Below are 12,998 nucleotides of genomic sequence, written 5' to 3'. Positions count from 1 at the left end.
CCTTATTTTTGGGGTGGCAGTCCAATCACGCGGCCGAGCAGGGCGGGCTTCGGCAGGTCGGTTTGTTCGGCGCTGATGCTGGCAAGCTTGCCCAGCACCGCTTCACTGAATGGCGCCGAGTGCGGCCCGGCGAGGTCGACGTGGAGCAGCATCTGTTCGTTGCCCGCCAGCTCCTTTTCGTCGCCCACCAGGTGCAGGCTGTGATAGAGGTGCAGGCGCTTGCGGTCGTGGGCGATGAGTTGGGTGTGCACCTCGACGGCGGCGCCCAGTTTCACTTCGTGCAGGTAGTTGAGGTGCAACTCCAGGGTGAACAGCGAGTGGCCGCTGGCTTCGCGGTTTTCGCTGTCCAGGCCCAGGGTGTCCATCAGCGCATCGGTGGCGTAGCTGAAAATCAGCAGGTAGAACGCATCGCGCAGGTGGCCGTTGTAGTCGACCCACTCGGGGAGGATTTTGGTGGTGTAGGTGGTGAGTGCGGGCATGGTTCGGTTCCCGGTAGGTACGTGATCGTTCCCACGCTCTGCGTGGGAACGCCTCCTGTGACGCTCTGCGTCACGCGTTGGGACGCAGAGCGTCCTGGGCTGCATTCCCACGCAGAGCGTGGGAACGATCTTTACAGGGCTTATTCGGCGAAGGTCATACCGTGTTTTTCCTTGGTGATCTTCACCGCCTCCAGCACCGCCAGCAGGCAATCATCACGATAGCGCTCCAGCGCCGAAATGCTGTGTTTGCCCAACTGATCGCTTGTGCCGTCCACCACGTCATCAATCAATTTGTCGGTCAATTCCGGCGCCGGCAGATAGGTCCACGGCAGCTGCAAGGCCGGGCCGAACTGCGCCATGAAGTGCCGCATCCCGGCATCACCGCCCGCCAGCGTATAGGTCAGGAACGTGCCCATGAACGACCAGCGTAAACCGGCGCCAAAGCGAATCGCATCATCGATCTCGCCGGTGGTTGCCACACCATCGTTCACCAGGTGCAACGCCTCACGCCACAGGGCTTCCAGCAGCCGGTCAGCGATAAAACCGGGCACTTCCTTACGCACATGCAAAGGGCGCATGCCGAGGGATTCGTACACCTTGATTGCTGCCTGAATCGCTTCCGGCGCAGTGTTTTTGCCGCCTACCACTTCCACAAGCGGCAACAGGTAAACCGGGTTGAACGGATGCCCCACCACGCAACGTTCCGGGTGCGTGGAGCCTTCATAAAACTCGCTCGGCAACAGCCCCGAAGTACTCGAACCAATCAACGCGTTCGGCTTGGCCGCCGCGCTGATTTTGCTGTGTAACTCCAGCTTCAATTCCAGGCGTTCCGGGGCGCTTTCCTGGATGAAGTCGGCGTCTTTCACGCACTCTTCAATGGTGGCCACAAAGCGCAGGCGATCTTGTGAAGCACCCGGTGCCAAGCCTTGTTTTTCCAGGGCGGCCCAAGCATTCGCGACACGTTTACGCAGGGCCGCTTCGGCGCCAGGCGCCGGGTCCCAGGCCACCACATCCAGGCCGTGAGCCAGTGCGCGGGATACCCAGCCACTGCCGATAACGCCGCTGCCCAGCGCTGCGAAGGTTTTGATTTCAGTGATAAAGCTCATGGCAAATTCCTAAAGAGTTCGGTGATTCTGTGTGAGAGCCAAGATCAAAATGTGGGAGCGGGCTTTCAGTTGATGCATTCGGTGGCTGATCCACCGCATTCGCGAGCAAGCCCGCTCCCACATTTGATTCGGTTCCTGCAGGGCGTCGTGCAGTGTGTTTTAGCCGCGCTTGGTCAGGCCCATCTTCACGCGGCCTTCGGCCGGGGTCATGACCCGCGCACCCAGGCGGCTGAGGATCTCGCTAGCGCGTTCCACCAACTGGCCGTTGGTCGCCAGCACGCCCTTGTCCAGCCACAGGTTGTCTTCCAGGCCGACCCGTACGTTGCCGCCCAGCAGCACTGCTTGCGCCGCCATCGGCATCTGCATGCGACCAATCCCGAAGCCGGCCCACACCGCGTCAGCCGGCAGGTTGTCAACCATGGCTTTCATGGTGGTGGTGTCGGCCGGCGCGCCCCACGGGATGCCCAGGCACAGCTGGAACAACGGGTTGTCGAGCAAGCCTTCCTTGATCATCTGCTTGGCGAACCACAGGTGACCGGTGTCGAAAATCTCCAGCTCGGCTTTAACGCCCAGCTCTTGAATACGCTTGGCGCCAGCCCGCAGCTGGGCCGGGGTGGAGACGTAAATGGTGTCGCCATCGCCGAAGTTCAGGGTGCCGCAATCGAGGGTGCAGATTTCCGGCAGCAGCTCTTCCACGTGGGCCAGGCGGGTCAGCGGGCCCACCAGGTCGGTGTTGGGCCCGAACTCCATGGGGTTCTCGCCGCCACCGATTTCCAGGTCGCCACCCATGCCGGCGGTGAGGTTGACGATGATGTCGACGTCCGCCTCGCGGATGCGCTCCATCACTTCGCGGTACAGCGCCACGTCGCGGCTGAACTTGCCGGTTTGGGGGTCACGTACGTGGCAATGCACCACGGTGGCACCGGCCTTGGCCGCTTCCACCGCCGCGGCAGCGATTTGTTTCGGAGTGACCGGCACGTGAGGGCTTCTGGCGGTCGTGTCGCCAGCACCGGTGAGTGCGCAGGTGATGATGACGTCGTGGTTCATGAGGCAGGTTCCTTACAGGCGTGATTTTCAGGCGTAGTCATACCGTTCGCAGCCGGGAGCGGCTGCGAAGCGGTGATTCAAGACAGGTTATTTGCTGGTCAATTGCAGGTTGGCTGCGGCGGGTTTGCCGTCGAAGGTGGTCACGCCTTCGAGCCAGCGCTGCTGGTCTTGCGGGTGATCCTTGAGCCATTGCCTGGCCGACTCGAAAGCGTCCTTGTGATCCAGCAGCGGCTGCATCATTCGGCTCTCGTCGGCGGCGGTGAAGGTCAGGTTGCTGAGCAACTTGTGCACGTTGGGGCATTGCTCGGCGTAGGTCGGCGAGGTGACGGACCACACGGTGGCCATGCCTTCGTTCGGGCCCAGCGCGTCATCACTGCCGGTGAGGTAAGTCATCGCCACGTTGACGTTCATCGGGTGCGGCGCCCAGCCGAAGAACACCACGGCCTCCTTGCGGCGCACGGCGCGGTCGACGGCGGCGAGCATGCCGGCCTCGCTGGATTCCACCAGTTGGAACTTGCCCAGGCCAAACTGATTCTTGGCGATCATCGCCTTGATCTGGGTGTTGGCGCCCGAGCCCGGTTCAATGCCGTAGATCTTGCCGCCCAGTTCTTTTTCAAACCTGGCGATGTCGGCGAAGGTCTTCAGGCCCTTGTCGGCCAGGTAAGTCGGCACCGCCAGGGTCGCGCGGGCGTCTTCCAGGGACGGCTTGTCGAGCACCTTGACCTGCTTGGCGTCGACAAACGGGGTGATGGTCTGGGTCATCAGCGGGTTCCAGTAGCCCAGGAACATGTCCAGGCGCTGGTCGCGAATACCGGCAAAGATGATTTGCTGGGACGCGCTGGTCTGTTTGGTCTTGTAGCCGAGGCCGTCGAGCAACACTTGAGTCATGGCACTGGTGGCGATTACGTCGGTCCAGTTCACCACGCCCATGCGCACGTTCTGGCAAGAAGCCGCATCGGCTGCCATGACGTTGGTGCTCAAAATGGCGCTGGCGCTGAGTGCGAGCACACAGCGGCTGATCAGTCGGTTCATGGTGGTTCCCTCGGCAGGTTGTTATTGTGGGTTCCGGCGTCTTTGTGCACCGTGCAGCCAAGTTACGCAGCTTGGTCCCCGACAAAACGCACGGCGGCGACCAGCTCTTGCACTGCAGCGACCTGCCCCCTTGAATGACCGATTGAACTGGCGTATCACAGTGACCACGCTGTCCGTCCTACGAGAGCGCTCCATGTCCCAGGATTTCTACTTTCTGCTGATGCCGGGCTTCTCCGCCATCGGCTTTATCTCCGCGATCGAACCTTTACGTGTCGCCAATCGTTTTCGCGGCGAGCTGTACCGCTGGCATGTCTTGAGCGCCGACGGCGGCGCGGTGCTGGCGAGCAATGGCATGTCGGTCAACGCCGACGCCGCACTGGAACCGCTGAAGAAAGGCTCGACCTTACTGGTGGTGGCCGGCTTCGAACCGCTGAAGTTCGCCACGCCCGCACTGGAACACTGGCTGCGTCGCCTTGACCACGACGGCGTGACCCTGGGCGCCATCGACACTGGCGCCTGCGTACTCGCCGAAGCCGGCCTGCTCGACGGCCACCGCCTGACCCTGCACTGGGAAGCCATCGACGCCTTCAAGGAATCTTATCCACAGCTGACGGTGACCCAGGAGCTGTTCGAGATCGACCGCCGGCGCATCACCTCGGCGGGCGGCACCGCGTCCATCGACCTGATGCTCGACCTGATCAGCCAGGCTCACGGGCCAGAGTTGGCGATCCAGGTGTCCGAGCAATTCGTGCTCGGCCGCATCCGCCCGCGCAAAGACCACCAACGCATGCAGATCGCCACGCGCTACGGCATCAACAACAAGAAGTTGGTGCAGGTGATTGGGGAGATGGAACAGCACACGGAACCGCCGTTGAGCACACTGGCGCTGGCGGAGGCGATCAAGGTCACGCGGCGGCAGTTGGAGCGCTTGTTTCGGCTGCACCTGAACGACACACCGAGCAACTTCTACCTGGGTTTGCGCCTGGAAAAGGCTCGGCAGTTGTTGCGCCAGAGCGACCTGAGCGTGCTGGAGGTGAGCATCGCCTGCGGGTTTGAGTCGCCGTCGTATTTCACCCGCAGCTACCGGGCAAGGTTTGCCAAGTGCCCAAGGGAAGATCGGCGCCGGGAAGCGGTATGAACACTGCTTTTGAGAACAGCGAAGATTAAATGTGGGAGCGGGCTTGCTCGCGAATGCGGTGGATCAGTCGTTACATGTATTGACTGACACACCGCATTCGCGAGCAAGCCCGCTCCCACAGGAGATTTGTGGTGTGGCTTACTTCTTCAGCAGGGCTGAACACGCGGCCTTGTAAGCCTCATGCTGATACTTGTTCAGCGTCGCCGGCAGGGCAAAGTCGTGTTTCTTGTTCTGCGCATTGATGGTCTGCGGCGACAGCAGCGTCACTTCAACGCCCTCCAGCAACTGAAACACACCTTCAATCTTGAACGTAGTCGGGCCACCGGCGAATTCGCCTTTCTTGCTGCGCTTCTTGATGGCGATGCGGCTGATGCCGTTTTCCCGCACAAACGCGCTGACCTGAGCGGCGAAGGCCTTGACGTTGGCCGCCTCATCATCGTCTTCAAGGGCGATTTTCTTGGTGGCCAGGGCTGCATGGCTCAATGCCTGACCGTCGAGAGAGGCGACAGCAATAATGGCTTCGCTGCCTTTGATTTCGATGCCGCAGATTGTCATGAATAGCCTTGGTTCTGAGTAAAGAGTGGAGGGGATTGTCGCTTATTCCTGCCCAATCGACTCCAAAAACTCCGACCGTTCATCACTCATCCGCGCCAGACAATCATTCTGCTGGATCGCATGTGCCTTGCTTCCCGCCACTGCCGGGAAGGTATCTACGGCGCAATCCGCATCACGTAACTTTTCCCACTTCTGTTGGGCATCCTTCAGACGAGCGGTAATGTCCGCCAACTGCGTCTTGTTGCTGCCATAGGTCGAACCCATGCGTTCCAGCAAGCCCTGGTAGTTATCCTTGAGCAGTTGTTCGGCGGTGGTTTTGTTGTAGGTGGCGCATTCCAGGGTTTGCTTGTCGTTCTCGATGCCATCGCAGGGCGTGCTGTCGGTGTCTTCAGCAGCGTGTACGCCGGTTGCGATGAGTGCCAAAGCCAGGAAAATCGATTTCATTGCGCCGTCTCATATCAGTTGATGAGCAAATTCTGGCTCAAGCGTAAGACAAAGAACAGACACCCGTCAGAGATGTCATGTTGGCCTTTGTCGCGGATTGACGCTTTCGGCAATTCCCTTGTCGTTTTTGCACCCGGCTCCTTCTGCCCCGGGGCATATGCTGGCCCCAAAGCGCCGGCAGACGATTCGGCGCATGAATCGCCAATAAGGGGACGCCTGATGAGCCCAGCCGAATTGCACGCCGACAGCATCGTTATCGACGGGCTGATCATTGCCAAGTGGAACCGCGACCTGTTCGAAGACATGCGCAAGGGTGGCCTCACCGCTGCCAACTGCACCGTGTCGGTATGGGAAGGGTTCCAGGCCACCATTAACAACATCGTGGCCAGCCAGACCCTGATTCGCGAAAACAGCGACCTGGTGATCCCGGTGAAAACCACCGCCGATATCCGTCGCGCCAAGGAACAGGGCAAGACCGGCATCATCTTCGGCTTCCAGAACGCCCACGCGTTTGAAGACCAGCTCGGCTATGTCGAGATCTTCAAGCAGCTCGGGGTTGGCGTGGTGCAGATGTGCTACAACACCCAGAACCTGGTGGGCACCGGCTGCTATGAGCGCGATGGCGGCCTGTCGGGCTTCGGTCGCGAGGTCGTCGCCGAGATGAACCGCGTCGGCATCATGTGCGACCTGTCCCACGTGGGCTCCAAGACTTCCGAAGAAGTCATCCTCGAATCGAAAAAGCCGGTGTGCTACTCCCACTGCCTGCCTTCAGGCCTCAAAGAGCACCCGCGCAACAAGTCCGATGAAGAGCTGAAGTTCATCGCCGACCACGGTGGCTTTGTCGGCGTGACCATGTTCGCGCCGTTCCTGGCCAAGGGCATCGACTCGACCATCGACGACTACGCCGAAGCCATCGAGTACACCATGAACATCGTGGGCGAAGACGCCATCGGCATCGGCACCGACTTCACCCAGGGCCATGGCCAGGATTTCTTCGAAATGCTGACCCACGACAAGGGCTACGCCCGCCGCCTGACCAGCTTCGGCAAGATCATCAACCCGCTGGGCATCCGCACCGTGGGCGAGTTCCCGAACCTCACCGAGACCCTGCTCAAGCGCGGCCATCCCGAGCGCGTGGTGCGCAAGATCATGGGCGAAAACTGGGTCAACGTCCTGAAGGACGTCTGGGGCGAATAAGCCACCACTCACGCCTCTTTTCCCCCAACCTTATGCGTCGGGGGCTTACCAAAGCATTTTCCGGAGTTAAGTTTCCATGGCCAAGATCGCCCCTCAATTGCCTATCGAAGTCGACAGCGAAACCGGTGTCTGGACCTCCGACGCCCTGCCGATGCTGTACGTGCCGCGCCATTTCTTCGTCAATAATCACATGGGGATCGAAGAAGTCCTGGGCAGCGAGGCCTACGCCGAAATCCTCTACAAGGCCGGCTACAAATCCGCCTGGCACTGGTGTGAAAAAGAAGCTGAATGCCACGGCCTGGAAGGCGTCGCAGTGTTCGAGCACTACATGAAGCGCCTGTCGCAGCGCGGCTGGGGCCTGTTCAAGATCCAGGACATCGACCTCGACAAAGGCACGGCCAGCGTCAAGCTCGAGCACTCGGCATTCGTCTACGTGTACGGCAAGGTCGGGCGCAAGGTCGACTACATGTTCACCGGCTGGTTTGCCGGCGCGATGGACCAGATTCTCGAAGCCCGCGGCAGCAAGATCCGCACCGTTGCGGAACAGGTATACGGCGGCTCCGAAGAGGGCCACGACGACGGCCTGTTCACCGTCAAGCCGTTGTAAGTCGAGGACCCTGCCATGGCTTTCGAAGCAATGTTTGCGCCGATCCAGATCGGCAAACTGACCATCCGCAACCGCGTGCTCAGTACCGCCCACGCTGAGGTGTATGCCACCGACGGCGGCATGACCACCGACCGCTATGTGAAGTACTACGAAGAGAAAGCCAAGGGCGGGATCGGCCTGGCGATCTGCGGCGGTTCTTCCAGTGTCGCCATCGACAGCCCGCAAGGCTGGTGGAAGTCGGTGAACCTGGCGGATGACCGGATCATCCCGCACTTCCAGAACCTGGCCGACGCCATGCACAAGCATGGCGCCAAGATCATGATCCAGATTACCCACATGGGCCGTCGCTCGCGCTGGGACGGCGAGCATTGGCCCACGCTGCTGTCGCCTTCGGGCATCCGCGAGCCGGTGCACCGCGCCACCTGCAAGACCATCGAGCCTGAAGAAATCTGGCGGGTGATCGGCAACTACGCCACCGCTGCGGCACGGGCCAAGGCCGGTGGCCTGGACGGTGTGGAACTGTCGGCGGTGCACCAGCACATGATCGACCAGTTCTGGAGCCCTCGGGTCAACAAACGTACTGACGAATGGGGCGGCAGCTTCGAAAACCGCATGCGTTTCGGCCTTGAGGTGTTGAAGGCGGTGCGCAAGGAAGTCGGCCCGGATTTCTGCGTCGGCATCCGTTTGTGCGGCGACGAATTCCATCCGGACGGCCTGTCCCACGAGGACATGAAACAGATCGCCAAGTACTACGACGACACCGGCATGCTCGACTTCATCGGCGTGGTCGGCTCGGGGTGCGACACCCACAACACCCTGGCCAACGTTATCCCGAACATGAGTTATCCACCGGAGCCGTTCCTGCACCTGGCGGCCGGCATCAAGGAAGTGGTCAAGGCCCCGGTGCTGCACGCGCAGAACATCAAGGACCCGAACCAGGCCACGCGCATCCTGGAAGGCGGCTACGTGGACATGGTCGGCATGACCCGCGCCCACATCGCCGACCCGCACCTGATCGCCAAGATCAAGATGGGCCAGATCGACCAGATCAAACAGTGCGTCGGCGCCAACTACTGCATCGACCGCCAGTACCAGGGCCTGGATGTGCTGTGCATCCAGAACGCCGCCACTTCCCGTGAATACATGGGCGTGCCGCACATCATCGAGAAATCCACCGGGCCAAAACGCAAAGTCGTGGTGGTGGGGGCTGGCCCGGCCGGGATGGAAGCGGCGCGGGTGGCTGCCGAACGTGGCCACGACGTGACGCTGTTCGAGAAGAAAGAATTTATCGGCGGGCAAATCACCACTGCATCGAAAGCCCCGCAGCGTGACCAGATTGCCGGGATCACCCGCTGGTTCCAGCTGGAACTGGCGCGCCTGAACGTCGACCTGCGCCTGGGCGTGGCGGCGGACGCGGCAACCATCCTTGACCTGCGCCCGGACGTGGTGGTGCTGGCGGTGGGCGGTCATCCGTTCCTGGAGCAGAACGAACACTGGGGCGCGGCTGAAGGCCTGGTGGTCAGCAGCTGGGACGTGCTCGACGGCAAGGTTCTACCTGGCAAGAACGTGCTGGTGTACGACACCATCTGCGAGTTCACCGGCATGTCGGTGGCCGACTTCCTCGCGGACAAGGGCAGCCAGGTCGAGATCGTCACCGACGACATCAAGCCGGGCGTGGCCGTGGGCGGTACGTCGTTCCCGACGTACTACCGCAGCATGTACCCCAAGGAAGTGATCATGACCGGCGACATGATGCTGGAAAAGGTCTACCGCGAAGGCGACAAGCTGGTGGCGGTGCTGGAGAACGAATACACCGGGGCCAGGGAAGAGCGGGTGGTGGACCAGGTGGTGGTCGAGAACGGCGTGCGTCCGGACGAAGAGCTCTACTACGGGCTCAAGGCAGGCTCGCGCAACAAGGGCCAGATGGACATCGAAGCCCTGTTCGCGATCAAGCCGCAGCCGTGCCTGAGCGAGCCGGGCGAGGGGTACTTGCTGTTCCGCATTGGTGACTGCGTGGCCCAGCGTAATACCCACGCGGCCATCTATGACGCCCTGCGCCTGTGCAAGGATTTCTGATCCGCCTGATCGTTCCCACGCTCTGCGTGGGAATGCCGCCCTGGACGCTCCGCGTCCGCTCTTAGGTCGTGACGCAGAGCGTCACAGGATGCATCCCCACGCAGAGCGTGGGGACGATCATTGACCCCGAGGTCTTTGGGAGCTTCACCATGTTGAACACCCTTCTTCCCATCCTGCTCTTCGCCGCCCTGGGCCTTGCCGTCCTCGGCGCGCTGCGCCGGGTGAACATGTGGCGCCGCGGGCGGTCCTCCAAGGTCGACTTGCTCGGCGGCCTGTTGGCCATGCCCAAGCGCTACATGGTCGACCTGCACCATGTGGTCGCCCGCGACAAATACATCGCCAACACCCACGTCGCCACCGCCCTGGGCTTTGTGCTCTCGGCGCTGCTGGCGATCCTGGTGCACGGTTTCGGCCTGCATAACCGCATCCTCGGCTACGCCTTGCTGTTGGCTTCGGTGCTGATGTTTGTCGGCGCCACCTTCGTCTACCTGCGCCGTCGCAACCCGCCTGCACGCCTGTCGAAAGGCCCGTGGATGCGCCTGCCGAAAAGCCTGATGGCGTTCTCGGTGAGCTTCTTCCTGGTGACCTTGCCGGTGGCCGGGATTCTGCCGGCGGACTTCGGCGGCTGGCTGCTCGCCACGCTGCTGAGCCTGGGCGTGTTGTGGGGCGTGTCGGAAATGTTCTTCGGCATGACCTGGGGCGGGCCGATGAAACACGCCTTCGCCGGTGCCTTGCACCTGGCCTGGCACCGCCGCGCCGAACGCTTCGGCGGCGGCCGTTCCACCGGTTTGAAACCCCTGGACCTCGCCGATAAAAGCGCGCCCCTGGGCGTGGAAAAACCGGTGGATTTCACCTGGAACCAACTGCTCGGCTTCGACGCCTGCGTGCAGTGCGGCAAGTGCGAAGCCGCGTGCCCGGCGTTCGCCGCCGGCCAGCCACTGAACCCGAAAAAACTTATCCAGGACATGGTCGTCGGCCTGGCCGGTGGCACCGACGCCAAGTTCGCCGGCAGCCCGTATCCTGGCAAAGCCATCGGCGAACACAGCGGCAACCCGCACCAGCCAATCGTCAATGGCCTGGTGGACGCCGAGACCCTGTGGTCGTGCACCACTTGCCGCGCCTGCGTGGAAGAGTGCCCGATGATGATCGAGCACGTGGACGCCATCGTCGACATGCGCCGCCACCTCACCCTGGAAAAAGGCGCGACCCCGAACAAGGGCGCCGAAGTCCTGGAAAACCTGATCGCCACCGACAACCCGGGCGGTTTCGCACCGGGCGGGCGGATGAACTGGGCGGCGGATTTGAACCTGCCCTTGCTCAGCGACAGGAAAACCGTCGACGTGCTGTTCTGGGTCGGCGACGGTGCCTTCGACATGCGCAACCAGCGCACCCTGCGCTCGTTCGTCAAAGTGCTGAAAGCCGCCAAGGTCGACTTCGCCGTACTGGGCCTTGAGGAGCGCGACAGCGGCGACGTGGCCCGGCGCCTGGGCGATGAAGCGACTTTCCAACTGCTGGCCGCACGCAATATCCAGACCCTGGCCAAGTACAGCTTCAAGCGCATCGTCACCTGCGACCCCCACAGTTTCCACGTGCTGAAAAACGAATACGGCGCCTTCGGCGGCAACTACCTCGTGCAGCACCACAGCACCTACATGGCCGAGCTGATCGACGCCGGCGCCCTGAACCTGGGCCAGCACAAAGGCAACAGCGTGACCTATCACGACCCGTGCTACCTGGGCCGCTACAACGGTGAGTACGAGGCACCGCGCCAAGTGCTGCGGGCGCTGGGGATCGAGGTCAAGGAAATGCAGCGCTCCGGTTTCCGCTCGCGCTGCTGCGGTGGCGGTGGCGGGGCGCCGATCACCGATATTCCCGGCAAGCAGCGGATTCCCGACATGCGCATGGAAGACATCCGCGAGACCGGCGCCGAACTGGTGGCCGTGGGTTGTCCACAGTGCACGGCGATGCTGGAAGGCGTGGTCGAACCGCGTCCCTTGATCAAGGACATTGCCGAACTGGTAGCTGACGCGTTGCTTGAAGACGCGGCACCGGCCAAGGCGCCGAAACGCGAACCTGCGGAGGTGCATTGATGAGCGACATTATCCGCCGCGACCCACGGGCCGAATGGATCGCCCGTAACCGCCTGCACCCGCTGCACGCGGCGATGCAGCCGGTGCAACACAGCTGGATGGGGCCCAATGGGGTGATCCGCAAGAACGTGCACGGTGTCGGTTTTATCGGCCCCAACGGCATCAAGCGTATTGACCGCAGCGGCGCCCAGCAGGGCGGCGCGGCCAAGCGTACGGCAGCGGTGGAAGTGCAGTTGCCGCTGCATCAGGTACCGGCGCCCGCTTTCTACATCAACGTGGTGCCGGACATGGTCGGCGGCCGCCTGAGCAGCCACGACCGCGACTTGCTGGGCCTGGCCCGGCAACTGGCCGGCGACGACGGTGCGGTATTGGCCGTGGTGTTCGGCGAACACAAGGAAAACGCCTTCGCCACCGCCGGTGTGGATCGGCTGCTGGTGTTGGACGGGCATGAATTCGACGGTTATTCACCGGAGCAACGCGTCCAGGGCCTGCGGGCTGTGGATAACCAGTTCAACCCGCGCCACTGGTTGCTGCCGGACAGCCGCAGCGGCGGTGGTGAATTGGGGCGGCGCTTTGCCGCCAGCCTCAAGGAGCGCCCGGCCACGCGGGTCTGGCAGATCAAGGGCCAGGAATGTATTGGCCGTGCAGGCGCGGGTCAGGAGGATCTTGCCCGCCCACTGCCACGGATGATCCTGGCTGCGGCGGAGTGCGCCGATCCCGTCAGCGAAACCCGTCACGAAGTGCTGCCGGTGGAGTTATCCACAAGCCTGGCCCGCAGCCTTGCGCGTATCGAAGATTTGGGTGCGGTGGCCGTGGACCCGGCGGCGATTCCCATGGCCGAAGCCGAGTTTATTTTCTCCGGTGGCAACGGGGTCAAGGACTGGGCGCTGTTCCACCAGACTGCTGCCGCGTTGGGCGCCACCGAAGGTGCTTCGCGGGTGGCGGTGGACGACGGCTTCATGGCGCGCGATCGCCAGGTGGGCGCCAGCGGCACATGGGTCACTGCACGGGTTTACGTGGCGGTGGGGATTTCCGGGGCGATCCAGCACCTTCAAGGCATTGGTGCCTGCGACAAGGTGGTGGCGATCAACCTCGACTCGGGCTGCGACATGATCAAGCGTGCCGACCTGTCGGTGATCGGCGAAAGCGCCGCGATACTGCAAGCCTTGATTGTTGCGGTCGAGGCCTACCGCCACGGCGCCAAGCGCGATGCGGCTTAAGGAAATG

General features: G+C 62.3%; 12 protein-coding genes. 6 read left to right on the top strand and 6 right to left on the bottom strand.

Annotated elements, in window-relative coordinates; genetic code table 11:
• Positions 1 to 2: 2 nt before the first annotated feature.
• The 4 genes from HX807_RS13520 to HX807_RS13505 all read right to left on the bottom strand — a co-directional run bounded on the left by HX807_RS13520 (position 3) and on the right by HX807_RS13505 (position 3,664).
• Positions 3 to 479 carry a thioesterase family protein gene (locus HX807_RS13520; protein ID WP_008430629.1) on the bottom strand — a complete coding sequence of 159 codons (477 nt, stop codon included), beginning with the start codon at positions 477 to 479 and terminating at the stop codon, positions 3 to 5.
• Positions 480 to 619: 140 nt separating this feature from the next.
• Positions 620 to 1,585, bottom strand: coding sequence for an L-carnitine dehydrogenase (locus HX807_RS13515; protein ID WP_177050232.1), 966 nt, complete (start codon positions 1,583 to 1,585; stop codon positions 620 to 622).
• Positions 1,586 to 1,744: 159 nt separating this feature from the next.
• On the bottom strand, positions 1,745 to 2,632 hold the full coding sequence (locus HX807_RS13510; protein ID WP_010167533.1) for a 3-keto-5-aminohexanoate cleavage protein: 888 nt from the start codon (positions 2,630 to 2,632) through the stop codon (positions 1,745 to 1,747).
• An 87-nt stretch (positions 2,633 to 2,719) separates the two neighbouring features.
• The gene (locus HX807_RS13505) at positions 2,720 to 3,664 is read right to left on the bottom strand and encodes a choline ABC transporter substrate-binding protein (protein WP_003216926.1); all 945 of its coding nucleotides are present in this window, start codon (positions 3,662 to 3,664) and stop codon (positions 2,720 to 2,722) included.
• Positions 3,665 to 3,857: 193 nt separating this feature from the next.
• Between HX807_RS13505 and HX807_RS13500 the strand changes: the two genes are divergently transcribed.
• Positions 3,858 to 4,802: a GlxA family transcriptional regulator gene (locus tag HX807_RS13500; RefSeq protein WP_003216927.1), complete on the top strand. Its 945-nt coding sequence runs from the start codon at positions 3,858 to 3,860 to the stop codon at positions 4,800 to 4,802.
• A gap of 138 nt (positions 4,803 to 4,940) precedes the next feature.
• Here HX807_RS13500 and HX807_RS13495 read toward each other — a convergent pair whose 3' ends face one another.
• Together HX807_RS13495 and HX807_RS13490 are read right to left on the bottom strand one after the other, a co-directional pair.
• Positions 4,941 to 5,357, bottom strand: a complete 417-nt coding sequence (locus HX807_RS13495; RefSeq protein ID WP_177048688.1) for a DUF3010 family protein — start codon at positions 5,355 to 5,357, stop codon at positions 4,941 to 4,943.
• Between the two features lie 42 nt (positions 5,358 to 5,399).
• Positions 5,400 to 5,801, bottom strand: a complete 402-nt coding sequence (locus HX807_RS13490) for a lysozyme inhibitor LprI family protein (RefSeq protein WP_177050230.1) — start codon at positions 5,799 to 5,801, stop codon at positions 5,400 to 5,402.
• A gap of 219 nt (positions 5,802 to 6,020) precedes the next feature.
• Here HX807_RS13490 and HX807_RS13485 point away from each other — a divergent pair, with 219 nt between their 5' ends.
• From HX807_RS13485 to HX807_RS13465, 5 genes are all read left to right on the top strand, one after another.
• Positions 6,021 to 6,998: a dipeptidase gene (locus HX807_RS13485; protein WP_003216932.1), complete on the top strand. Its 978-nt coding sequence runs from the start codon at positions 6,021 to 6,023 to the stop codon at positions 6,996 to 6,998.
• 76 nt (positions 6,999 to 7,074) lie between these two features.
• Positions 7,075 to 7,605, top strand: coding sequence for a DUF5943 domain-containing protein (locus HX807_RS13480; RefSeq protein ID WP_008430647.1), 531 nt, complete (start codon positions 7,075 to 7,077; stop codon positions 7,603 to 7,605).
• 15 nt (positions 7,606 to 7,620) lie between these two features.
• Positions 7,621 to 9,681 (top strand): dimethylglycine demethylation protein DgcA, encoded by a 2,061-nt coding sequence (gene dgcA, locus HX807_RS13475; RefSeq protein ID WP_087694764.1) that lies wholly within the window; start codon positions 7,621 to 7,623, stop codon positions 9,679 to 9,681.
• 149 nt (positions 9,682 to 9,830) lie between these two features.
• The gene (gene dgcB / locus HX807_RS13470) at positions 9,831 to 11,771 is read left to right on the top strand and encodes a dimethylglycine demethylation protein DgcB (RefSeq protein ID WP_177050222.1); all 1,941 of its coding nucleotides are present in this window, start codon (positions 9,831 to 9,833) and stop codon (positions 11,769 to 11,771) included.
• Positions 11,771 to 12,991: an electron transfer flavoprotein subunit alpha/FixB family protein gene (locus tag HX807_RS13465; RefSeq protein ID WP_134327440.1), complete on the top strand. Its 1,221-nt coding sequence runs from the start codon at positions 11,771 to 11,773 to the stop codon at positions 12,989 to 12,991. The genes dgcB and HX807_RS13465 overlap by 1 nt, the downstream gene beginning before the upstream one ends.
• Positions 12,992 to 12,998 lie beyond the last annotated feature (7 nt).

Source organism: Pseudomonas sp. D8002 (assembly GCF_013385695.1).
Classification (GTDB): Bacteria; Pseudomonadota; Gammaproteobacteria; order Pseudomonadales; family Pseudomonadaceae; genus Aquipseudomonas.
Note: the sequence above shows the minus strand (reverse complement) of the source record. Positions and strands in the feature narration are given on the sequence as shown.